Source organism: Pseudomonas sp. WS 5078 (assembly GCF_012985745.1).
Lineage (GTDB): Bacteria > Pseudomonadota > Gammaproteobacteria > Pseudomonadales > Pseudomonadaceae > Aquipseudomonas > Aquipseudomonas lundensis_A.
The window spans coordinates 154,614-175,545 of sequence record NZ_JAAQWX010000003.1 but is presented as its reverse complement, the minus strand read 5'-3'; the positions used below and the strand labels follow the sequence as shown (position 1 = coordinate 175,545).

At 56.2% G+C, this 20,932-nt stretch carries 21 protein-coding genes; 4 read left to right on the top strand and 17 right to left on the bottom strand.

The annotated features are described in order from the left end of the window. Window positions 1–185 precede the first annotated feature (185 nt). The 11 genes from HBN68_RS06200 to HBN68_RS06150 all read right to left on the bottom strand — a co-directional run bounded on the left by HBN68_RS06200 (window position 186) and on the right by HBN68_RS06150 (window position 12,537). Window positions 186–512 (bottom strand): GlpM family protein, encoded by a 327-nt coding sequence (locus HBN68_RS06200; protein ID WP_169963354.1) that lies wholly within the window; start codon window positions 510–512, stop codon window positions 186–188. A gap of 8 nt (window positions 513–520) precedes the next feature. Further along, window positions 521–1,846, bottom strand: coding sequence for a sigma-54 dependent transcriptional regulator (locus HBN68_RS06195; RefSeq protein ID WP_169963198.1), 1,326 nt, complete (start codon window positions 1,844–1,846; stop codon window positions 521–523). After that, window positions 1,843–3,747: an ATP-binding protein gene (locus HBN68_RS06190; RefSeq protein ID WP_169963201.1), complete on the bottom strand. Its 1,905-nt coding sequence runs from the start codon at window positions 3,745–3,747 to the stop codon at window positions 1,843–1,845. The genes HBN68_RS06195 and HBN68_RS06190 overlap by 4 nt, the downstream gene beginning before the upstream one ends. A gap of 112 nt (window positions 3,748–3,859) precedes the next feature. After that, on the bottom strand, window positions 3,860–4,594 hold the full coding sequence (locus HBN68_RS06185; RefSeq protein WP_094993777.1) for an amino acid ABC transporter ATP-binding protein: 735 nt from the start codon (window positions 4,592–4,594) through the stop codon (window positions 3,860–3,862). Continuing rightward, window positions 4,591–5,265: an ABC transporter permease subunit gene (locus tag HBN68_RS06180; RefSeq protein ID WP_047273982.1), complete on the bottom strand. Its 675-nt coding sequence runs from the start codon at window positions 5,263–5,265 to the stop codon at window positions 4,591–4,593. Before HBN68_RS06180 ends, HBN68_RS06185 begins: the two co-directional genes overlap by 4 nt. After that, on the bottom strand, window positions 5,265–6,011 hold the full coding sequence (locus HBN68_RS06175) for an amino acid ABC transporter permease (RefSeq protein WP_094993778.1): 747 nt from the start codon (window positions 6,009–6,011) through the stop codon (window positions 5,265–5,267). The genes HBN68_RS06180 and HBN68_RS06175 overlap by 1 nt, the downstream gene beginning before the upstream one ends. Before the next feature lie 195 nt (window positions 6,012–6,206). Continuing rightward, complete coding sequence (locus tag HBN68_RS06170) at window positions 6,207–7,124, bottom strand: glutamate/aspartate ABC transporter substrate-binding protein (RefSeq protein WP_169963203.1); 918 nt, start codon at window positions 7,122–7,124, stop codon at window positions 6,207–6,209. 307 nt (window positions 7,125–7,431) lie between these two features. Beyond that, a complete protein-coding gene (gene glpD, locus HBN68_RS06165; RefSeq protein ID WP_169963356.1) occupies window positions 7,432–8,970 on the bottom strand; it encodes a glycerol-3-phosphate dehydrogenase in 1,539 nt (512 codons plus the stop codon). 231 nt (window positions 8,971–9,201) lie between these two features. Continuing rightward, the gene (locus tag HBN68_RS06160) at window positions 9,202–9,957 is read right to left on the bottom strand and encodes a DeoR family transcriptional regulator (RefSeq protein WP_047273988.1); all 756 of its coding nucleotides are present in this window, start codon (window positions 9,955–9,957) and stop codon (window positions 9,202–9,204) included. 135 nt (window positions 9,958–10,092) lie between these two features. Further along, a complete protein-coding gene (gene glpK / locus HBN68_RS06155) occupies window positions 10,093–11,598 on the bottom strand; it encodes a glycerol kinase GlpK (RefSeq protein ID WP_169963206.1) in 1,506 nt (501 codons plus the stop codon). Between the two features lie 87 nt (window positions 11,599–11,685). Then, entirely contained in the window at window positions 11,686–12,537 is an 852-nt protein-coding gene (locus tag HBN68_RS06150) for an MIP/aquaporin family protein (RefSeq protein ID WP_047273992.1), read from the bottom strand. 379 nt (window positions 12,538–12,916) lie between these two features. On the opposite strand from HBN68_RS06150, the gene ybaK reads away from it, so the two are divergent. Continuing rightward, a complete protein-coding gene (gene ybaK, locus HBN68_RS06145) occupies window positions 12,917–13,387 on the top strand; it encodes a Cys-tRNA(Pro) deacylase (RefSeq protein WP_094993782.1) in 471 nt (156 codons plus the stop codon). Between the two features lie 44 nt (window positions 13,388–13,431). Here the strand turns inward: ybaK and HBN68_RS06140 are convergent, their stop codons facing one another. Together HBN68_RS06140 and argF are read right to left on the bottom strand one after the other, a co-directional pair. Then, a complete protein-coding gene (locus HBN68_RS06140; RefSeq protein WP_094993783.1) occupies window positions 13,432–14,541 on the bottom strand; it encodes an ABC transporter ATP-binding protein in 1,110 nt (369 codons plus the stop codon). Next, complete coding sequence (gene argF, locus HBN68_RS06135; protein ID WP_169963208.1) at window positions 14,538–15,458, bottom strand: ornithine carbamoyltransferase; 921 nt, start codon at window positions 15,456–15,458, stop codon at window positions 14,538–14,540. Before argF ends, HBN68_RS06140 begins: the two co-directional genes overlap by 4 nt. 389 nt (window positions 15,459–15,847) lie before the next feature. Between argF and grxD the strand changes: the two genes are divergently transcribed. Continuing rightward, window positions 15,848–16,189, top strand: a complete 342-nt coding sequence (grxD, locus tag HBN68_RS06130; RefSeq protein WP_094993785.1) for a Grx4 family monothiol glutaredoxin — start codon at window positions 15,848–15,850, stop codon at window positions 16,187–16,189. A gap of 93 nt (window positions 16,190–16,282) precedes the next feature. Here grxD and bfr read toward each other — a convergent pair whose 3' ends face one another. Together bfr and HBN68_RS06120 are read right to left on the bottom strand one after the other, a co-directional pair. Continuing rightward, a complete protein-coding gene (gene bfr / locus HBN68_RS06125; RefSeq protein WP_094993786.1) occupies window positions 16,283–16,753 on the bottom strand; it encodes a bacterioferritin in 471 nt (156 codons plus the stop codon). A 199-nt stretch (window positions 16,754–16,952) separates the two neighbouring features. Continuing rightward, window positions 16,953–17,171 (bottom strand): bacterioferritin-associated ferredoxin, encoded by a 219-nt coding sequence (locus tag HBN68_RS06120; RefSeq protein ID WP_094993787.1) that lies wholly within the window; start codon window positions 17,169–17,171, stop codon window positions 16,953–16,955. Window positions 17,172–17,449: 278 nt separating this feature from the next. Here HBN68_RS06120 and HBN68_RS06115 point away from each other — a divergent pair, with 278 nt between their 5' ends. After that, window positions 17,450–18,052 carry a peroxiredoxin gene (locus tag HBN68_RS06115; protein WP_047274004.1) on the top strand — a complete coding sequence of 201 codons (603 nt, stop codon included), beginning with the start codon at window positions 17,450–17,452 and terminating at the stop codon, window positions 18,050–18,052. A 72-nt stretch (window positions 18,053–18,124) separates the two neighbouring features. On the opposite strand, the gene rnt is transcribed toward HBN68_RS06115, so the two are convergent. Further along, window positions 18,125–18,796, bottom strand: coding sequence for a ribonuclease T (gene rnt / locus HBN68_RS06110; RefSeq protein ID WP_094993788.1), 672 nt, complete (start codon window positions 18,794–18,796; stop codon window positions 18,125–18,127). Further along, window positions 18,793–19,839 carry a dihydroorotase gene (gene pyrC, locus HBN68_RS06105; protein ID WP_169963210.1) on the bottom strand — a complete coding sequence of 349 codons (1,047 nt, stop codon included), beginning with the start codon at window positions 19,837–19,839 and terminating at the stop codon, window positions 18,793–18,795. The genes rnt and pyrC overlap by 4 nt, the downstream gene beginning before the upstream one ends. Window positions 19,840–19,994: 155 nt before the next feature. On the opposite strand from pyrC, the gene HBN68_RS06100 reads away from it, so the two are divergent. Then, complete coding sequence (locus tag HBN68_RS06100; RefSeq protein WP_169963212.1) at window positions 19,995–20,900, top strand: OmpA family protein; 906 nt, start codon at window positions 19,995–19,997, stop codon at window positions 20,898–20,900. The last annotated feature ends 32 nt before the right edge of the window (window positions 20,901–20,932 follow it).

Sequence of the window (20,932 nt, the reverse complement as noted above, 5' to 3'; positions counted from 1 at the left end):
GCTCGGTGGCCCCCAGACGCTGAGCGATGGCTCTTGCACCGTCAGGCTGGAATCGAGATCGAGTGTATTCAACCTCAGATGCACCCCGTTAAACACCCGCCGGGTTTACTTCGGCGGGCTTTAACGGGGAACGTCGAGTGGCGGGCAGAAGCCTCAATGAGGAGAACGGCGCTGCCGGTTTTGGGTTAGTGGAGCCTGACCCAGACGCTGACCAACACGGTTGCAGCCATCAGCCAGGCCACGGCAGCCAGCGCCAGCGAAGCTTCAAGGCGCATGCGATCGACCAGCAGGTACAAGGCCGCTAAATACACAAAGTAGGGGATGATCGACCACATGCCGAACACGATGGTGGTTTTCAGGTCCTCAATGGACCGGCCTTTGCCCACGATGTAGTGAGCGATCAGGGCAAACGTCGGAAACAGCGGCACCAGTCCGGCGATGTAATAGTTTTTGGTTTTTGCGAGCATGGCCAGAATGATCACCACGCCGGCCCCGAGCGCGGCTTTTAAAATCAGATCCATCAGTGTGCCAAACCGTATTTTTTAACTTTGTCGAACAGTGTGGTCTTGGCCATCCCCAGTTCCTGGCTGGCTTGAGTCAAGTTGCCACCACTGCGTTGCAGGGCGTCGTTGAGCAGATTGCGTTCGAAGGCTTCCACCGCTTCAGAAAACCCCAACCCTTGCGCGACCGTGCCGCCGGTCTTTTTAAATGCGGGCAGCCCGAGTGCAAAGCGTTCGGCCACGTTGCGAAGTTCCCGCACGTTGCCGGGCCAGTCATGGCTCATCAGGCTGGAGAGGGTCTGGTTGTCGAGCTCCGGTGCGGTGCGGTCGAAGCGCAGCGAAGACTGCTGCAGGAAGTACTCGAACAATTGCAGGATGTCTTCACGGCGCTCGCGCAAGGGCGGCAGTTCGAGGGTGACAACGTTCAACCGGTAATACAGGTCGCTGCGAAACTGGTTAGCTTTGCCCAGTTGGTCGAGGTCGGACTTGGTGGCCGCGATCACCCGGCAATCGACATCAATGCTTTGGTTGGAACCAAGCCGCTCCAAGGTGCGCTCTTGCAGCACGCGCAACAGTTTGATCTGCAAATTGAGGGGCATGCTTTCGACTTCATCGAGGAACAGCGTGCCGCCGTCGGCATGTTCGATTTTGCCGATTCGCCGCTTGCCCGCCCCGGTGAAAGCGTTGGCTTCGTGGCCGAAGATTTCACTTTCAAACAGGTTCTCGGGCAGGCCCCCGCAGTTCAGGGCGACGAACTGCTGGGGGTGGCGCCGACTGAAGTCGTGCAGGCAGCGGGCGACCAGCTCTTTGCCAGTGCCTGTTTCGCCTTCAATCAGCACGTTGGCAGATGTATCGGCGACGTTGGCAATCAGTTCGCGCAAGTTCTGCATAGCCGGCGAGCGGCCAATGATGCGGCCTTCGAGGGAGTCGCGCTCAGCCAGTTGCCGACGCAGGGACCAGACCTCACGGGCCAGGCTGCGCTGCTCCAGCGCACGGCGCACGACGTCCACCAGACGCTCGGGGGAAAACGGTTTTTCCATGAAGTCATAGGCACCGTCGCGCATCGCACCCACGGCCATGGAGATGTCGCCATGCCCGGTGATAAGCACCACAGGCAAGCTGTGGTCGCGGGCCTTGAGGCGCTTGAGCAGTTCAAGGCCATCAATGCCGGGCAAGCGGATATCGCTGATGACAATGCCGGGGAAGTTGTCACCCACCAGCGCCAACGCTTGCTCGGCGCTGCTTACGCCTTCACTGCGAATGTCTTCAAGGGCCAGTGCCTGCTGGCAACCCAGCAAAACATGGGGGTCGTCTTCGACAATCAGGACGCTTAATTCAGGGTTCATAGCGGCTCGGCCTTAACGGGTTGCAGCAACGGTAATAAAAGGACAAACGCAACACCACCGCTGGCCGGAAATTCAACACTCAAGCTGCCACCGGCGGCGGCCGCGAGGCTGGCCGACAGGGTCAGGCCAAGGCCCAGACCTTGCTCACCGGGTTTGGTGGTGAAAAACGGTTCAAACAGATGCTTTCGGGTTTCAGGGTCAATACCGGGGCCGTTGTCGCGCACTTGCAGGCGGTATTTGCCCTCGCTGGTATGGCCTTCGAGCCACACGTGTTGCGGCGCGCTCTGACCGTGCATGGCATCAAGCGCATTGCCGATCAGGTTGATCAGGATTTGTTCGAGCCGCGTCTGGTCGATTCTCAGATCGGCGTCGCTGAACTCACGGTGCACTTGCGCACCCGACGCCTCGAGCCGGCTATCGAGCAGCTGGAGGGCGGCATCGACGGCGTGACTCAGGTTGGCGTGACCATGATCGTCGCCGCGCCGTGCAAACGAACGCAGGTTGGCCGTGATCCGGCCCATGCGGTCCACCAGGTTGTTAATGGTGCCGAGGTTTTCAGCCGCAACCTTGAAGTCACCGCGTTCCAGAAACCGGACCGTGTTGCCCGACAGCGTGCGCAAGGCGGCCAAGGGTTGGTTGAGCTCGTGGGCGATGCTGGTGGACATTTGCCCGATGGCGGCGAGTTTGCCAGCTTGCACCAGCTCATCCTGAGCGCGGCGCAGGGTGTCTTCGGCCTGACGACGTTCGCGAATCTGCCCTTTAAGACGTTCGTTGCTGGCGCGCAGGTGCGTCGTGCGTTCAGTGATTTTGCGTTCCAGCTGATTGTTGGCTTCTTGCAGGGCTTCCCGGGCGGCCAGTCGGGTGGCGATCACCTTGCGCCGCTCGTTCCACGCGATCAGCAGGAAGGCCAGCAGAGCAAAGCCCACAGCCACCAACATGCCCTGATTCGCGGCTTCGCGCCGCAAGTCTTGCAAGGGTGTCAGCAGGGTGATGTCCCACGGCGTGTCGTTGAGGTTGCGCGTTTGCGCCAGGTAACTGACTTGCTGATGATCGGTGATGACTTCGCTGTTGGTGGCGAAGGTGACTTTCTCCACACCTTCGGCCAACTGTTCGCGTTGTAACGGTTGCAACTCATTAAGCGGCCACCAGTAGTACTGAAGGCTGCGCGCCAGTTTTTCTTTGGTGTCGGCCGAAAGAGGCCTGACTGACTTCAGGCGCCGGGTAGGGTCGCTGGACAAGATAATGATGCCGTTCTCATCGCTGACGTAGGCTTCAAGGCGCGCCCGCTGCCAGCGCTCTTCAAGGGCTTCAAGGCGCACTTTAATAACCGCGACACCGATGATTTTTCCTTGTTCTTCCAACCCGTGGGCCAAGTAGTAGCCGGGCTCGCCGCTGGTGCTGCCGATTCCGTAGAAGCGCCCCGGCTGGCCGCGTACAGCGTCTTGAAAGTAAGCCCGAAAGGACAGGTCTTCGCCCAGGTAGCTGTCGGCATCTCGCCAGTTGCTGGTAGCCAGCACCCGCCCGGTGGTGTCGAGGACATAGATGGCGCGGCTGCGGCTGCGGCGGTTAAGGCCTTCGAGGTATTGATTGACGGTGGTGCGGTTCTGCAAATTCGGGTCGGCCAACAGCTTCGATACGCTGGACTCAAGTTCCAACAAGCTGGGGAGGTAGGTGTATTTGCCGAGTTCACTTTCTACAGTGCGGGCGTGCAGCTCAAGCTGACGCTCACCGTTTTCGCTGAGGGCACGAATGCCGAAATGCTCACTGACGCGATAGCCCGTGTACCCCAGGCCGATAGTCAGCAGGATAATCAGCGGCGGCAACAGCCAATGGCGGAGCAGACGAGGTTTCACGGCAAGTGAGGGCGGGGCACCGCGATAAAGTGTGGGGTCGCATTTCATCACAGATGCCTTGGGTCAACCACTGCGCAATAAAAAGGTGGCCAATGCTGTAACCGGGCGCAGCGCGCGCCAGCGGTTACAGGCGTGTGGCATACACCCGGCGGGTGTGGTTTTAGTGCTGCAGAATTTTACTGAGGAAGTCTTGCGCGCGTTGCGAGCGGGCGCTCACATCGCCAAAGAATTCTTCTTTTTCGCAGTCTTCAACGATTTTCCCCTGATCCATGAAGATGACCCGGTTGGCCACTTTGCGCGCAAAACCCATTTCATGAGTCACACACATCATGGTCATGCCTTCGTGGGCCAGTTGCACCATCACGTCGAGTACTTCGTTGACCATTTCCGGGTCGAGTGCAGAAGTGGGTTCGTCAAACAGCATGACAATCGGGTCCATCGCCAGCGCACGGGCAATCGCGACACGTTGCTGCTGACCGCCCGACAGTTGGCCGGGGTGCTTGTGGGCATGAGCCGACAGGCCCACACGCTCCAGCAACTCAAGGCCTTTTTTGGTGGCTTCGGCTTTGCTGCGCCCCAGTACCTTGACCTGAGCAATGGTCAGGTTTTCGGTGATGGTCATGTGCGGGAACAGTTCAAAGTGCTGGAATACCATGCCCACGCGCGAACGCAATTTCGGCAGGTTGGTTTTAGGGTCGGCAATCGAGATGCCGTCAACCACGATGTCGCCTTTCTGGAACGGTTCAAGGGCGTTGACGCACTTGATCAGGGTCGACTTGCCGGAGCCCGATGGCCCGCAGACCACCACCACTTCACCCTTTTTGACTTCAGTACTGCAATCGGTCAGTACCTGAAAGTCCCCGTACCACTTGTTGATGTTCTTGATCGAAATCATACGGCAAACCTTTTTTGCAGACGCTTGACCAGCAGCGAGGCGGAAAAGCTGATGATGAAATACACCAGACCGGCGAAGATCAGGAACTCATTGGAGCGGCCGATAATATCGCCGCTTGAGCGCGAGGCATTGAGGAAGTCCACAAGGCCTACGGTGTAAACCAGCGAGGTGTCCTGGAACAGGATGATGCTTTGTTGCAGCAGCAACGGGGTCATTTTACGGAACGCCTGAGGCAGGATGATCAGGCGCATGGCCTGGCCGTAACTCATCCCCAGTGCTTTGGCGGCGCCCATCTGACCTTTCGGGATGGCTTGTACGCCTGCTCGCACGATTTCGCAGAAGTACGCTGCTTCGAACATGACGAACGCAACCAGGCACGACTCGAACGCGCCGATAGGGGTGTCTTCACCGGTGATCCAGCGCAGTACGAACGGTACGGCCAGGTAGAACCAGGTGATCACCAGCAGCAAGGGTATCGAGCGGAAGTAGTTAACGTAGGCGCCTGCCAGATTGGACAGCCACTTGCTCGAAGACAAGCGCATGAGGGCCAGCACGGTCCCCAGTGCTACACCACCGATCACGCCCATCACCATGAGCTTGAGGGTCATGATCATGCCGTTCCAAAGGCCCGGCAGGGCAGGGACGATCCCGCTGAAATCAAAGAAGTCCATTATTTGCCCCCCAAAGACATGAGGCCGGGTACGGCGACCTTCTTCTCGATCAGGCGCATGAGCAGCATCAGGCTCATGTTCAAGGTGAAGTAAATCAGCGTTGCCAATGTGAAGGCTTCAAACAGGTTGGCGGAAAACTCGGCCGTCTGTTTGGTTTGAGCCAGCAGTTCCATCAAACCGATCAACGAGGCCACTGACGAGTTCTTGAACACGTTGAGGAATTCGGACGTGAGTGGCGGAATGATGATCCGGTAGGCTTGAGGCAGCAGCACGTGCCAGTAAATCTGCGTCATGCTGAAGCCCATGGCGCGAGCGGCTGACTCCTGACCGCGAGGCAACGCTTCGATACCGGTGCGCACTTGTTCGCACACGCGGGCGGCGGTGAACAGGCCCAGGCACACAACGACGCTCAGATAGGCCGAGGTGGTCGGGTTGAGGTCTTGCTTGTACCACTCTTGCAAGTCTGGTGGCAGCAAATCGGGCACCAGGAAGTACCAGATGAACAACTGCACCAGCAGCGGTACGTTACGGAAGATTTCCACGTAAATGGTGGCTATGCCCGCGATGAAGCGGTTCGGCAGTGTGCGCATCACGCCCAGCAGCGAACCCAGCATCAAGGCAACGATCCAGGCGACGACAGCGATCGCGATGGTCCAGCCCAAGCCCGAAATAAACCAGTCGAGATAGGTCTCGCTGCCTACGCCGGTGGACTTGAAGAACACGGTCCAGTCCCAGTTGTAATTCATGCAGGGTCTCCCCTCAGAGGGTTCTAGTCACAAGCACTTGCTTCAGGGAATCCGTTCTCACCTGACACGATCGTCAGGCACACGCTCCCCGCTCGACATCCGGCGGGTCGAGTGCTCTCTAATGCAGTTAGTAGCGAGTACAGCGGGTGATCAAGGCGACCGGGCGCGATTATTCACGCCCGGTCGCCACCAGCATCAGGCTTTTGGCTTGTCGTCTGCTGGCTTATCGGTAGGGTTTGCGATCAGCGCTTTCAGCTCGTCGCTCATCGGGAACTGCAGATTCAGCCCCTTGGGCGGGATTGGCTGCTGGAACCACCTGTCGTAAATCTTGTTGATTTCGCCAGACTTGTAAGTCGCAACGATGGCGTCATCCACGGCTTTTTTGAAGTCCGGGTCGCCTTTACGCATCATGCAACCGTAGATTTCGTACGATTGAGGCGTTCCGGTTACAGCCCAGTCACCTGGCTTCTTGGCCTTGGCCATTTCACCGGCGAGCAGGGCGTCGTCCATCATGAACGCGACGGCGCGGCCAGATTCCAGCATGTTGAACGCTTCACCGTGGTCTTTTGCCGAGATCACGTTCATGCCCATCTGCTTGTCAGCGTTCATGGCCTTGAGAATGCGCTCGGACGTGGTGCCAGCGGTGGTCACGACGTTTTTGCCTTTCAGGTCAGCAAAATCTTTATATGGCGAGTCTTTTTTGGACAGCAGACGGGTGCCGATTTCGAAGATGCCGACCGAGAAGTCGACTTGCTGACCGCGTTCGGCGTTGTTGGTGGTAGAGCCGCATTCAACGTCGACGGTGCCGTTCTGTACCAGCGGGATGCGGGTCTGGGAGGTGACCAGGTTGTACTTGACCTTAAGCTCCGGCATGTCGAGCTGCTTTTTCAGGCCTTCAACAATGGCCAGCTGCACATCGTGGGAGTAACCCACCGGTTTGCCGGAAGCGTCTGCGATGTAGGAGAACGGGATGGAGGAGTCACGATGGCCGAGGGTGATGGTGCCGGATTCTTTGATTTTCTTCAGCGTGCCGGTCAATTCGGCTGCAAAAGCTGGAGTGCTAATCAGGGCTGCAGTAATGGCTGCGGCCAAAAGTTGCGGGACGATGCGCATCGGTGGTTCCTCGACATTGTTTTTTTTATTGAGCCAGTTCACTGGACCCTTTATGTACTTCGAACAACTCAACAGGCTAAGGCTGTTTAAGCAGTCGGCCCTGAGTGTAGAGCATGAGTCGTGCCAGATCGCGCTATTAAACCTAACTATATGATTTGTATAGGGTTATAGATTTTTTGCGAATTGGGGAAAAGAGGCAAATGCCCGGAAAGCCGAACCATGACGAATCATTGCGTTCGGAAAACCGAATGCCTGCGAATGTTCAGACAAAAAAACGCCCACATCAAGGTGGGCGTCAAAGGGAGAGTTAAGCGGCTTCTACTTTGCGGTGTTTCAAGTTCAGGCTGGCCATATAGTGCGCCAAGTGCTGCTGTTCTTCGGCGGTGGTAAACAAACCCAGCTTGGTGCGGCGCCACAGGATGTCCTGCGCGTCCAGTGCCCATTCCTGATTGCACAGGTAATCGACTTCGCGGCTGTATAGGCCGCTACCAATGTGATCACCCATGTCTTCCAGGCATTGCGCGCCTTCCAACAGCTTCCACGAGCGGTTGCCGTAGGTAATGGCCCAACGCTTGGCGATCGCTGCATCCAGCCAGCTGTGTTTGCTGATTAACGCTGCGCTCAGTGCCGCCGGGGTGGTCATGTCTTCACCACCTGGCAAGGTAGCAGCTGCCGTCCAGCTGGGTTTGATCTGGGTGAAGAATGGGGTCAGTTGCGCCATCGCCGACTCAGCCAATTTGCGGTAAGTGGTCAGCTTGCCGCCAAACACCGACAACAAAGGTGCTTCGCCCGGCACGCCCGACAAAGCCAACGTATAGTCACGGGTCACGGCAGACGGGTTGTCGGACTCGTCGTTGCACAGCGGACGTACCCCGGAATAAGTACGCAGGATATCGTCGCGGCTCAACTGCTTTTTGAAGTGAGCGTTGACCACATTCAGCAGGTAATCGGTTTCTTGCTCAGTGATGCTGACCTTGGCCGGGTCGCCTGTGTATTCACGGTCTGTGGTGCCGATGATGGTGAACTGGTCCATGTACGGGATCGTAAATACGATGCGTTGGTCTTCGTTCTGCAGGATGAACGCGTTTGGCGCGTCATACAGCTTCGGCACGATCAAGTGACTGCCCTGGATCAGGCGGATGCCGTACGGCGAATCCAGCTTCAGGTCGTCCTTGATGAACTTCGCGACCCATGGGCCTGCAGCATTGACCAATGCTTTGCTGCGGATTGAGAACAGGCTGCCGTCTGCACGTTCCAGGTTCAGTTCCCACAGGCCTTTGCTACGACGGGCACCCACGCAACGGGTCTGTGTATGGACATGGGCGCCTTTTTCACGCGCAGCCATGGCATTGAGTACGACAAGGCGAGCGTCATCAACCCAGCAATCCGAATATTCGAAGCCCTTGGTGATTTCAGCTTTTAGCGGGCTGTCGGCCCCGAATTTGAGGCTGGTGGAGCCTGCCAGTTTTTCGCGTTTACCCAAATGGTCATACAGGAACAGACCGGCGCGGATCATCCAGCCCGGACGCAGGTGCGGGCGGTGTGGCAATACAAAGCGCATCGGTTTGACGATGTGCGGCGCTTTGGCCAAAAGCACTTCACGTTCGGCCAGGGCTTCACGCACCAGACGAAACTCGTAGTGTTCCAGATAGCGCAGGCCGCCGTGGATCAGCTTGCTGCTGGCTGAAGACGTGTGGCTGGCGAGGTCATCTTTTTCGCACAGGAACACTGACAGGCCGCGGCCAGCGGCGTCTGCGGCGATGCCGACACCGTTAATTCCGCCGCCAATCACGGCAACGTCGTAAACCTCGGCAAGAGGCGTGGCAGGCAAGGTGGTGTGCGACATGAATGAGCCTCGCGTTGAATACGCATATTTGAATTCGAACATTAATGTTCATTTTCGAAAATGGTAGCGGATAAACACGCGCACAGCCAGTCTACTTCGATTGAAAAAACTCATCGAAGGCGGCTTAAAGGAAAAATTTCGAACATTTACGCTTGAGATGCAGGCCACGACTGACTTTCGCGGCGCGCACAGGGCTCGGCTACTGCGAGCCCCTGATCCTGCACGGAAGGGTTACACCACTTCGAGGCGGATTTTGTTCTGTGCCAGTAACTGTGCCAGCTCCGGGACCGGCGGTTGGTCGGTGACCAGGCAATCAATCAGGGTGATGGGGCCCAAACGAACCATGGCGTTGCGACCAAATTTGCTGGAGTCCGCAGCCAGAATAGTCTGTCGGGCATTGGCAATAATGGCTTGGGATACGCGTACTTCTTGATAGTCGAAATCCAACAAGCTGCCGTCAGAATCAATACCGCTGATTCCCACCAAGGCGTAGTCAAACTTGAACTGATTAATGAAGTCGACGCTGGCCTGACCGACGATACCGCCGTCACGACGAACGTTGCCACCTGCAATCAGGACTTCAAAGTCGTCCTTTGCGCTCAGGATCGAGGCAACGTGCAAATTGTTGGTGATGATTTTCAAGTGGTTGTGGTTGAGCAGCGCGCGTGCGATGGACTCGGTAGTTGTCCCGATATTGATAAAAATAGAGGCGTGATCAGGGATTTGAGCGGCAATGGCTTCACCGATCCGGCGTTTTTCATCGCGCATCTGGTCGGCGCGCATCGCGTACGCCGTGTTTTCTACGCTGGAATCATACGCAGCGCCACCGTGATAGCGGCGTAACAAATCGGCTTCAGCCAACTGGTTGATATCGCGACGAATGGTCTGTGGCGTAACAACGAATAACTGCGCCATTTCCTCGATGCTGACATAGCCGCGCTCGCGAACGAGTTCGAGGATCTGCTGCTGGCGTGGAGGCAGATTCATGGAGTTTCCTTTGGGCGGCGAAGCAAATTCGACCATGATGCCGCAGGAAAGCGCCGTCTGCTACTCGCAGGTGAGAGGAAGTCAGCAGGCAGCAGCCAGCGCGGGAAGCGCCAGCTGCTGTGTTTCGCGTGGTGCTTAGTTGTTTTCTTCGTGGGGTTCCCAGTCGCGGGTACGGCTCACGGCCTTTTTCCAGCCTGCGTAAAGTTTCTCTTTGCTGGCCTCTTCAAGGGTGGGTTCGAACTCGCGTTCAATCACCGCTTTACCGCGCAATTCGTCGAGGCTGCTCCAGAAACCGCAGGCAAGACCGGCCAGGTAGGCAGCGCCCAACGCCGTGGTTTCGCGCATTTGCGGACGCTCGACCATGGTCCCCAGAATGTCAGCTTGAAATTGCATGAGGAAGTTATTGGCCACGGCGCCGCCGTCCACGCGCAGGGCTTTGAGGCGTTCGCCGGAATCCTGCTGCATGGCGTCCAGAACATCGCGGGTCTGGTAGGCAATGGATTCAAGCGCTGCACGAATAATGTGATCGACGCGTACGCCACGGGTCAGGCCGAACAAGGCGCCCCGTGCATACGGGTCCCAATACGGTGCGCCAAGACCGGTAAAAGCGGGTACCAGGTACACACCATTGCTGTCCTTGACCTTGCTGGCGAAGTACTCGGTGTCGTGGGCGTCGTTGATGATCTTCAGTTCATCGCGCAGCCACTGCACGGTGGAGCCGCCGTTGAACACTGCGCCTTCCAGCGCATACGCCACTTCGCCCCGGGGGCCGCAAGCGATGGTGGTCAACATGCCGTGGGTGGACTTGACCGCGTTGGTGCCGGTGTTCATCAACAGGAAGCAACCGGTGCCGTAGGTATTTTTGGCCTGCCCCGGCTCAACGCACATTTGGCCAAACAGCGCGGCCTGTTGGTCTCCCGCAATGCCGCCAATAGCGATGCCGCTTTTGGTGCGGCCATAGATTTCGGAGGAAGATTTAACCTCCGGCAACATTTCACGCGGGATATCCAGCACTTCCAGCATCTTCGTGTCCCACTCCAGCGTGTGGATATTGAAGAGCATGGTGCGCGAGGCGTTGGTGTAATCGGTGACGTGTGTCTTGCCACCGGTAAATTTCCAGATCAGCCAGCTGTCGACAGTACCGAACAGCAGTTCGCCGTTACGGGCACGTTCGCGGCTACCTTCGACGTTGTCGAGGATCCACTTCAATTTGGTGCCGGAGAAGTACGGGTCAGTCACAAGGCCGGTGGTGTCGCTGATGTACTGCTCGTGGCCGTCACGCTTGAGCTGTTCGCAGATTTCAGTGCTGCGTCGGCACTGCCAGACAATGGCGTTGTAGATCGGACGGCCGCTGACCTTGTCCCAGACCACAGTGGTTTCACGCTGGTTGGTGATACCGATGGCGGCGACTTGATCGTGATGCAGGCCCGCTTGCGCGAGGGCTTCTACCATCACGGCGCTCTGTGTCGCGAAAATTTCCATAGGGTCGTGTTCGACCCAGCCTGCCTGAGGGTAATGCTGCTGGAACTCGCGTTGGGCGGTGCAGACCACGTTGGCGTCACGATCAAAGATGATCGCTCGCGAACTGGTGGTGCCTTGGTCCAGCGCAATAATGTAGTTCTTATTCTGAATGTCGGTCATGGGATTGCCTTGCAGAATGAAGTAATGGGTTCAGGGCGCGAGAAGAAAACGGGCAGAGTCTCGTGCGCCCCGTTTCATAAGTCGATATCAGGACGCTTGGGTTTTCACCTCAGCGCTTGCTTGGGCATCCGTTGCCACAGGTTCGACGGCAGGCAGGTGGCGGGCAATCATCCCGCGGTAAATGGCTGCGCCGAGGCAAGCACCCACGATGGGTGCAAAGATTGGAACCAGGAAATAAGGAATATCGCGTGCGCCGGTGAACGAAACTTCACCCCAGCCCGCAAAGAATGTCATCAGCTTAGGCCCGAAATCACGTGCAGGGTTCATTGCAAAGCCGGTCAATGGGCCCATCGAGCTGCCAATGACCGCAATCAGCAAGCCAATCAGCAAAGGTGCCATTGCACCGCGTGGCAGGCCATTTTTATCATCCGTCAGGGCCATGATTACGCCCATCAGGATGGCCGTAATCACCACTTCCACGAGAAAGGCTTGCAGCGTCGACAGGGATGGATGCGGGTAAGTCGAGAAAACAGAAGCCAGTTCCAAGCTCTCTTTACTGCCACGTACCATCTGATGGGCTTGTTCGTAATCGAAGAACAGGTTGCTGTACAGCGTGTACACAAGGGCAGCGGCGCAAAACGCACCTGCGACCTGCGCGAGGATATAAAAAGGCAATTTGCGTTTTTCAAAATCGGTGAACAGGCACAATGCGATGCTGACAGCCGGGTTCAGGTGGGCACCTGAAACGCCAGCCGTGAGATAAATCGCCATGCTCACGCCAATACCCCAGATGATGCTGATTTCCCATAAGCCAAAGCTTGCGCCCGCGACCTTGAGAGCCGCGACACAACCGGTGCCAAAGAAGATAAGAAGTGCGGTGCCGAGAAACTCGGCCATACACTGGCCTGAAAGCGTAGGGTGCTGCGATGCAGTCGTCATGTGAAACCTCATTTTTGTTGTTTTTTGACATCGTCAGTCAGGTGGCAGTGAAGCTGCACAAAAACCGGGAAATGCTTTTCCGTGTTTTTCGTGTGCTGGTAAATAGGAACATAATTTTGGCAGATATATTCAGAATCGAAAAAATATAGACAAGAAACACAACTGTCAAAGGTCGAAAGTGAACGAGCATTCACATTCTGACTTTTGCAGGATGTTTTGGTATTGGTTTTTCTGTAAGCAAAGACTACAAATCGGTAGGTCCAGATGTAACGATTCAGCCCGGATTCGAATTGGAACGCCCGTTCCAGCGCCTTTTCAGGCCTGAATTGCCCTAAAATCACCGGCGATTATGTGCCATTACCAAATGACAGGAATGCCAATGACCCCTGCACTGGATCTGCTGAAAAAAGTTCGCGCCGAGCATCGGATACACAGCTACGAGCATGACCCCAAAGCGGCATCCTACGGCCATGAAGCTGCGGAAAAGCTTGGTCTGGAGCCTGCTCAGGTGTTTAAGACGCTGCTGGCCAGCAGCGAAAAAGGTGAATTACTGGTCGCTGTGGTACCGGTCGTCGGAAGCCTGGATCTTAAAGCGCTTGCGCATGCCGCCGGGGTTAAAAAAGCTGAAATGGCTGACCCGGCGGCAGCGCAGCGATCGACAGGCTACTTATTAGGCGGGATCAGCCCTCTGGGGCAGAAGAAGCGCTTGCGTACTTTTATAGACAGCAGCGCTGAGGAGTTTGCGACGATTTATGTGAGCGCCGGGCGACGCGGGCTGGAGGTCGAATTGGCGCCCTCAGTGCTTGCAGAGCAGACCCGGGCAACCTTTGCGGCAATTGGAAGGGCTTGAAACACCGGCGAGGTGACAGTCACGTCGCCGGTGTATCAGATGTTTCAGTGAACGTTGCTGAAACGTCTGACACCTGAGTCAGAGTGGGGAATTTGCGCAGCGGTGCTACCACTGGTTTGGAACATCACGAGGTGCTCAGCTGCAACACGAATGCCCACTTCTGCGCCTGGAAGATGGTCGACGTGGCTTGGGAAAATCGACTCCAGCTGACTGCCTGTCGACAGTTGCAAGCGATACAGCGTCGATGCGCCGAGGAAGGTCTTGCCGATGATTCTGGCTTTCAGGTCGCTGTCCGGCGCATAGACGATATCGTCCGGGCGCAGCAGCACATCGACGGCGCCACCCGTTGGCCATGTGTATGCGCGGTTGCCCTGCAGGACACCCAGCTCCGTTTGCACGGACTCCGGGCTCAGTAACTGGCCGCGAATGAAGTAACCCTGGCCAATAAAGCTCGCCACGTAGGGTGTCAGCGGTTCGTGGTAAAGGTTGTAAGGCGTATCCCACTGTTCCAGCCTGCCTTCTTTGAACACGCCAACGTGATCACTTACGGCGAAGGCCTCTTCCTGATCGTGTGTCACCAAAATCGCGCTGGTGCCGCGTGCTTTCAAAATATCCCGCACTTCATGGCTCAGCTTGCGACGTAACTCACCATCCAGATTGGAGAACGGTTCATCCAGCAGAAGCAATTGTGGCTCCGGCGCAAGGGCGCGAGCCAGTGCAACGCGCTGCTGTTGTCCCCCAGAAAGCTCATGGGGGAAACGCTTGCCGAGGTTTTTCAGGTTGACCAGTTCAAGCAGTTCTTCCGTCACACGGTCTTTGTTCGGCAGTTTGCGAATACCGAAGGCAATGTTGTCGGCCACGCTGAGGTGAGGAAATAGCGCGTAGTCCTGAAACACCATACCTATACGACGTTTCTCCGGCGCGAGGGTAAAGCCTGCGCTGGAAATGATCTCGCCACCCAGCTGGATTTCACCTTGATGGATCGGTTCAAAGCCTGCGATTGCACGCAGAGTGGTCGTCTTGCCGCACCCCGAAGAGCCCAGCAGGCAACCGATGTCGCCGGCATTGAGGTGCAGATTGAGGTTTTGTACAACGCTTTGGCCTTGGTACCCACAGGCCAGATCGCGAAGGTTAAGCAGAAGAGGTTGACTCATGCGTGGTGGTACGCCGGTTGTACAAGGAATTCGAGCAACGCTTTTTGCGCGTGCAAACGGTTTTCAGCCTGGTCCCATGCGACTGAACGCGGATCGTCCAGCAGGTCCTCGCTGATTTCTTCCCCACGGTGCGCGGGTAAGCAGTGCATGAACAGTACATCGTCGGCCGCCAGATCAAGCAGTGCCTTGTTAACTTGATAAGGCGCGAACTGCTGCAGACGCTTGGCAGTCTCTTCTTCCTGGCCCATGGAGGTCCAGACATCGGTGCTGACAAGGTGGGCGCCTGCGACAGCATCTTGCGGCGCACGCACGATGGTCACGCGCTCGCCTGCCTGGGCCACGAGCTCGGCATTGGGTTCGTAGCCTTCCGGGCAGGCGATGCGCAGGTGGAAGTCGAACTGAGTGGCGGCTTCTATATAGCTATTGCACATATTGTTGCCGTCACCGATCCAGGCCACGGTTTTGCCTTTGATCGAACCGCGGTGTTCCAGAAACGTTTGCATGTCAGCCAACAATTGGCAGGGGTGCAAATCGTCTGAGAGGCCGTTGATCACCGGGACGCGAGAATTGGCAGCAAATTCTGTAAGGGTGCTGTGGGCAAAGGTACGGATCATGACGGCATCCAGCATGCGCGACATAACAATCGCGCAGTCGCCGATGGGTTCACCGCGGCCCAGTTGGGTATCACGAGGCGAGAGGAAAATAGCCTGACCGCCGAGCTGAATCATACCCGCCTCGAATGACAAACGGGTGCGGGTCGATGACTTTTCAAAAATCATACCTAGCACACGGTTTTTCAGAGGTTCGAAAAGTACGCCGCGGTTGCGCAGGTCCTTGAGCTCGATGCCTCGACGAATCACGCTGATTAGCTCTTCGGGCGTGCAATCCATCAGGGAGAGAAAGTGCCTTGCGCTCATCATTAACTACCTTTTTTTACAACGACTGCAGATGCTCAAAGCCGGATTTTTCAGGAAAACGGGCGAGACCTGCGGCGTTAGCCGCACCGGGCGACGAAATAGGGGAAGGCGCGATCTTATAAGGAAATGTCGCGTCTTGCCAATAAGGGTGTTGTTTGGGGGGTGTCAGCGATGGGCAAGCGGCATGAGCGCGTGCCTTGAAATCACTAATGGGTGGTTTACCTGCCCCCTCAGCTGCTCATTTGTACACTGCCCCACCCGGGGTTGGCAATTATGGGCAGCAGAAGCAGACTATCGTCGGTGGGGGAGACCGAGCGTGGTGCTTGGGTTTCCGTTACAATGCGCCACCGTGCCGACAACTGAGTCGGAAAGTTCAGCCGAGGTGCTCCATGGATATCATCGAAACTATCAAAGAACAGATTGCCAACAACACCGTTCTGCTCTACATGAAAGGCTCACCGAATGCCCCACAGTGCGGCTTTTCGGCGAAAGCTGCTCAGGCCGTTATGGGCTGTGGTGAAAAGTTCGCTTACGTGGACATCCTGCAGAATCCGGAAATTCGCGCCAACTTGCCAAAGTACGCCAATTGGCCAACCTTCCCGCAATTGTGGGTCGGTGGTGAGCTGGTCGGCGGCAGCGACATCATGGCGGAGATGTTTGCCAATGGTGAGTTGCAAACCCTGATCAAAGAGGCAGCCGCTAAAGCCGCTGCAGCCAAGACCGAAGCGTAACGGTCTTTGCGCGCTGATTTGAATAAATTAGCGCGCATTAAAAACCCCGCCACTGTTAAACAGGGCGGGGTTTTTTATTGAATGAGAGGCTGTTTATTCGCCCATCTGCGATTGCAGATAATTCTCAAGGCCTACTTTATCAATCAGGCCAAGCTGAGTTTCGAGCCAGTCAATATGCTCTTCTTCGGACGCCAGAATGTCTTCAAGAAGTTCTCGGCTACCAAAGTCACCCACAACTTCGCAATGTGCGATGGCTGCTTTGAGATCGGCGTGACCGGTGCGCTCGATGCGCAGGTCGCACTCAAGCATTTCCTTGGTGTGCTCGCCGATATGCAGCTTGCCCAGATCCTGTACGTTCGGCAGACCTTCCAGAAAGAGGATGCGTTTGATCAGCTTGTCCGCGTGCTTCATCTCATCGATGGACTCGTGGTATTCGTGTGCACCCAACTTTTCCAGGCCCCAGTCTTGATACATGCGCGCATGTAAAAAGTACTGATTGATTGCGACCAGCTCGTTGCCGAGGATTTTATTGAGGTGCTGAATGACTGAAATGTCGCCTTTCATCGCGAGGGCCTGCCTTCATTAACTGTATATGCGCAAGAGTTTGATCCGCACACTTACAGCTGTCAAACCTAAGTATTTGAATACTCTATTAAAATTAATAGGAATAAGAATGTTTGTATTCCGCGTCTAGACCCTAAGCACTTGAATTCAAGGCATAAAAAAACCGGACATTACGTCCGGTTCTCTTTAAAAGACGAAATCAGGCGACTGAAAATTCTGCCGGGTAACTCATGGCTGCCTGACTGGCTTGCAGGGAAGTCAGGGTTTCGCGCACCACTTGCTTGGCCAGGCACGCACATTTGCCACACTGACTGGCAACACCGGTCGCTTCGCGCACTTCACGGTAGCTGCAGCAACCTTCATAGATTGCGTCTCGAATTTTTCCATCAGTGACGCCAGTGCAGAGGCAAACGTACATAAATAAGAACCATCGCTGGTTGGGATTCAATGCGAAGGATCTTAATGTTAACGAGAATGATTGTCAAAGCAACTTGTGTCTCGATTGCGTGTTTAACTCCCGACGCTGACGAACGGTGCGGCGCTCAACCCTCTTGGGTGTAAAAAAATGGGGGAGGCCGTACCCGACGACCGGTGTATGATGGCCGATCTTTTTTCATGCGCGAGCTGATTGTTAACCGTGTCATTACCCATGACTGGCCAGCTCCCGTTTACCACGCTGCACATCAGGAGATATCCATGAGCGTACTCGTAGGCAAACAAGCCCCTGACTTCACCGTCGCCGCCGTTTTGGGCAATGGCGAAATCGTTGACAGCTTCACGCTGTCCACCGCCATCAAAGGCAAATACGGCCTGGTGTTCTTCTACCCGCTGGACTTCACGTTCGTTTGCCCGTCCGAGCTGATTGCTCTGGATCACCGCATTCCTGAGTTCAAAGCGCGTAACGTGGAAGTGGTAGCAGTCTCCATCGACTCCCACTTCACCCATAACGCATGGCGCAACACGCCGGTAAACAACGGCGGTATCGGTCAGGTGCAATACACCATGGCTGCCGACATGAAGCACGAAATCTGCAAAGCCTACGATGTTGAATCCGAAGGTGGCGTAGCTTTCCGTGGCGCATTCCTGATCGACGACAAAGGCATTGTTCGTTCGCAGATCGTCAACGACCTGCCTCTGGGCCGTAACATGGACGAACTGCTGCGTCTGGTTGACGCTCTGCAATTCCATGAGGAGCATGGCGAAGTTTGCCCGGCCAACTGGAAAAAAGGCGACAAAGGCATGACCGCTTCTACTGCGGGCGTAGCGGCGTACCTGTCCGAGAATGCTGACAAGTTGTAAGCGTCAGTCAAAGGGCATAAAAAAACCGGACGCACTGTCCGGTTTTTTTATGCGCGATAGAAAATGTCAGACTCAGTCGTCGAAATCTTTCCAGCCGCCCATTTGTTTCCAGCTGTTGACGATGCCACAGAACAGCTCAGCTGTTTTTTCAGTGTCGTACCGCGCTGAGTGAGCTTCGCGTCCATCGAAATCGATGTCCGCGGCCTGACAGGCTTTCGCGAGCACCGTCTGGCCGTAAGCCAGACCCGCCAACGTAGCCGTGTCGAAACTCGAGAAGGGGTGGAACGGGTTGCGCTTCATGTCCAGTCGAGCGACGGCCGCATTCAAAAAGCCTAGGTCGAAGCTGCTGTTATGTCCCACCAGGATTGCGCGCTTGCAGCCATTGGCTTTCAAGGCTTTGCGAACACCGCGGAAGATATCGGTCAGGGCCGTTTCTTCGCTGACGGCCATGCGCAACGGGTGATCCAGCTTGATACCTGTAAACTCGAGCGCCGCAGGCTCAATGTTGGCGCCTTCGAACGGCTCCACGCGATGGAAATAGGTGTGTTCAGGGAACACGAAGCCTTTCTCGTCCATGCCGATCGTTACGGCCGCGATTTCCAGCAATGCATCGGTCGCACTGTTGAAACCGCCGGTTTCAACGTCAATAACTACCGGCAGGTAGCCGCGAAAACGTTCCGCCATCGGGTGACGCGGTCCGCCATGCCCGCCTTCATGTTCGTCGTCGAAATGGTCGTCACTCACAGCTGTTCCTCCAGCAGGCGCCAGCGCAGTTTTTCACCGGCGCGCAGCGGGATTACGGTCAGCTCGCCAAACGGCAGGCTGGTTGGGGCGGTCCACTCCTGGCGAACCAAGGTGATGTGTTCGGTGCTCGGCGCCAATCCGTAGAAGCGTGGGCCGTTCAAGCTGGCAAAAGCTTCCAGCTTGTCCAGCGCATTGCGCTGTTCAAAAGCTTCGGCGTACAGCTCGATGGCGGCGTACGAGGTGTAGCAACCGGCGCAGCCGCACGCCGCTTCTTTGGCGTGCTGGGCATGGGGTGCCGAGTCAGTCCCGAGGAAGAATTTCTCGCTGCCGCTGGTTGCAGCATCCAGCAGGGCTTCCTGATGGGTGTTGCGCTTGAGAATCGGCAGGCAGTAAAAGTGCGGGCGTATACCACCCACCAACATGTGGTTGCGGTTGTAGAGCAGGTGGTGAGCAGTAATCGTCGCGCCGACGTGGGTTGAAGCTTCGTTGACAAATTGCACGGCGTCAGCCGTGGTAATGTGTTCGAACACAACTTTGAGTGTCGGAAAACGATCTACGACGCGGCGCATGTGCTCGTCGATGAAGATTTTCTCGCGATCGAAGATATCCACGTTAGCGCGCGTCACTTCGCCGTGAATCAACAAGGGCATGCCGACTTCAGCCATGGTTTCCAGAACAGGGAAAATAGCGTCGATACTGGTGACACCAGAGTCGGAGTTGGTCGTTGCACCTGCAGGATAAAGCTTTGCAGCGTGTACGAAGCCACTGGATTTTGCTGCGCGAATGTCTTCAGGCTGCGTGCGATCAGTCAGATACAGCACCATCAGCGGCTCGAAGCGGCTACCCGCAGGGCGAGCGGCCAAAATACGCTGTCGATAGGCATCAGCTTCGGCTGCGTTACGCACCGGAGGCACCAGGTTGGGCATGATGATGGCGCGGCCAAAAGTGCGCGCTACATCCGCGACAGTGTGAGGCAACACAGCACCATCGCGAAGATGTATGTGCCAGTCATCGGGACGCAGAAGGGTCAGGCGGTCGGACATTGGGGATTCCAGGCGGGTCAAACTGAGGCGAATCCTACCGGAAAACACTCTGTCAGGCACTCGCTATCAAGTTTTGCGGCGCTTAACCGATATCTTTTGAGAATGCCGTCTATCTGTTTGCTGTTTTTTTGCAGTACAAGCCTGTGGAGCCGCCCGTGCGCCAGCGTTATCTAGCCCTACTCAGTATGTTTGCCAGCCTGCCTGCCATGGCCCTGACTTTCCAGACGCGTCTGGAGAATATCGAGTGGAAGGTGGAAGGTGACAAATTCGAGTGCCGTCTTATCCAGCCGATCACGGACTTCGGGTCTGGCGTATTCGTGCGCCGCGCGGGTGAACAAGCTATTTTTCGCCTCAATGCCTTCAACGCTTTGTTGGGTGAAGGTTCTGCTACGTTGTTGGCGGCCGCTGCACCTTGGCAGCCGGGGCGTGGAGATATCAATCTTGGATCTGTCCGGATTGGTCGGGGTCAAGTGCTGTTCAGCAGTTCTCAGGCTCAGGCCTCCAGCCTCGTGCGGGGCTTGCTGGAGGGGCGTACTCCCTTAGTCAGGCATTATTCTTCGACCGGCGGAACGTCTGAAGTTCGCTTGCTTCCTGTTAAGTTTCGCCAGGCGTACAGCGATTACGAGGCTTGTACGGCCAAGTTGTTACCCAAAAATTTCGAGCAGGTTCGTCAAAGTCAGATTGGTTTTCCGGGCGGCGGGATTGATCTGGACAATCAGGCGCGGGCAAACCTGCTGGTTATGGTGGAATATATGAAGGCAGATCCTTCGGTCAATCATGTCACGCTGGATGGGCACTCGGACAATTCCGGTAACCGTCTGACCAATCGTGACTTGTCACGACGCAGAGCGCTGGCCGTCATGGATTTCTTCAAGGAAAACGGCATTCAAGAGTCGCAAATCACACTCCGGTTTCATGGTGAGCAATACCCGTTGGTGCGTAACTCCAGTGCTGCGAATCGTGCAAAAAATCGCCGTGTCAGTGTGCGGCTTGAGCGGGTTCCCGCGCCGGAAAAAACAACTCCTCCTGCAAATACGACCCACCCTGCTAACGTCTCTTAATGCAGACACCGTCGTCGCCCTAATGAAAGTAA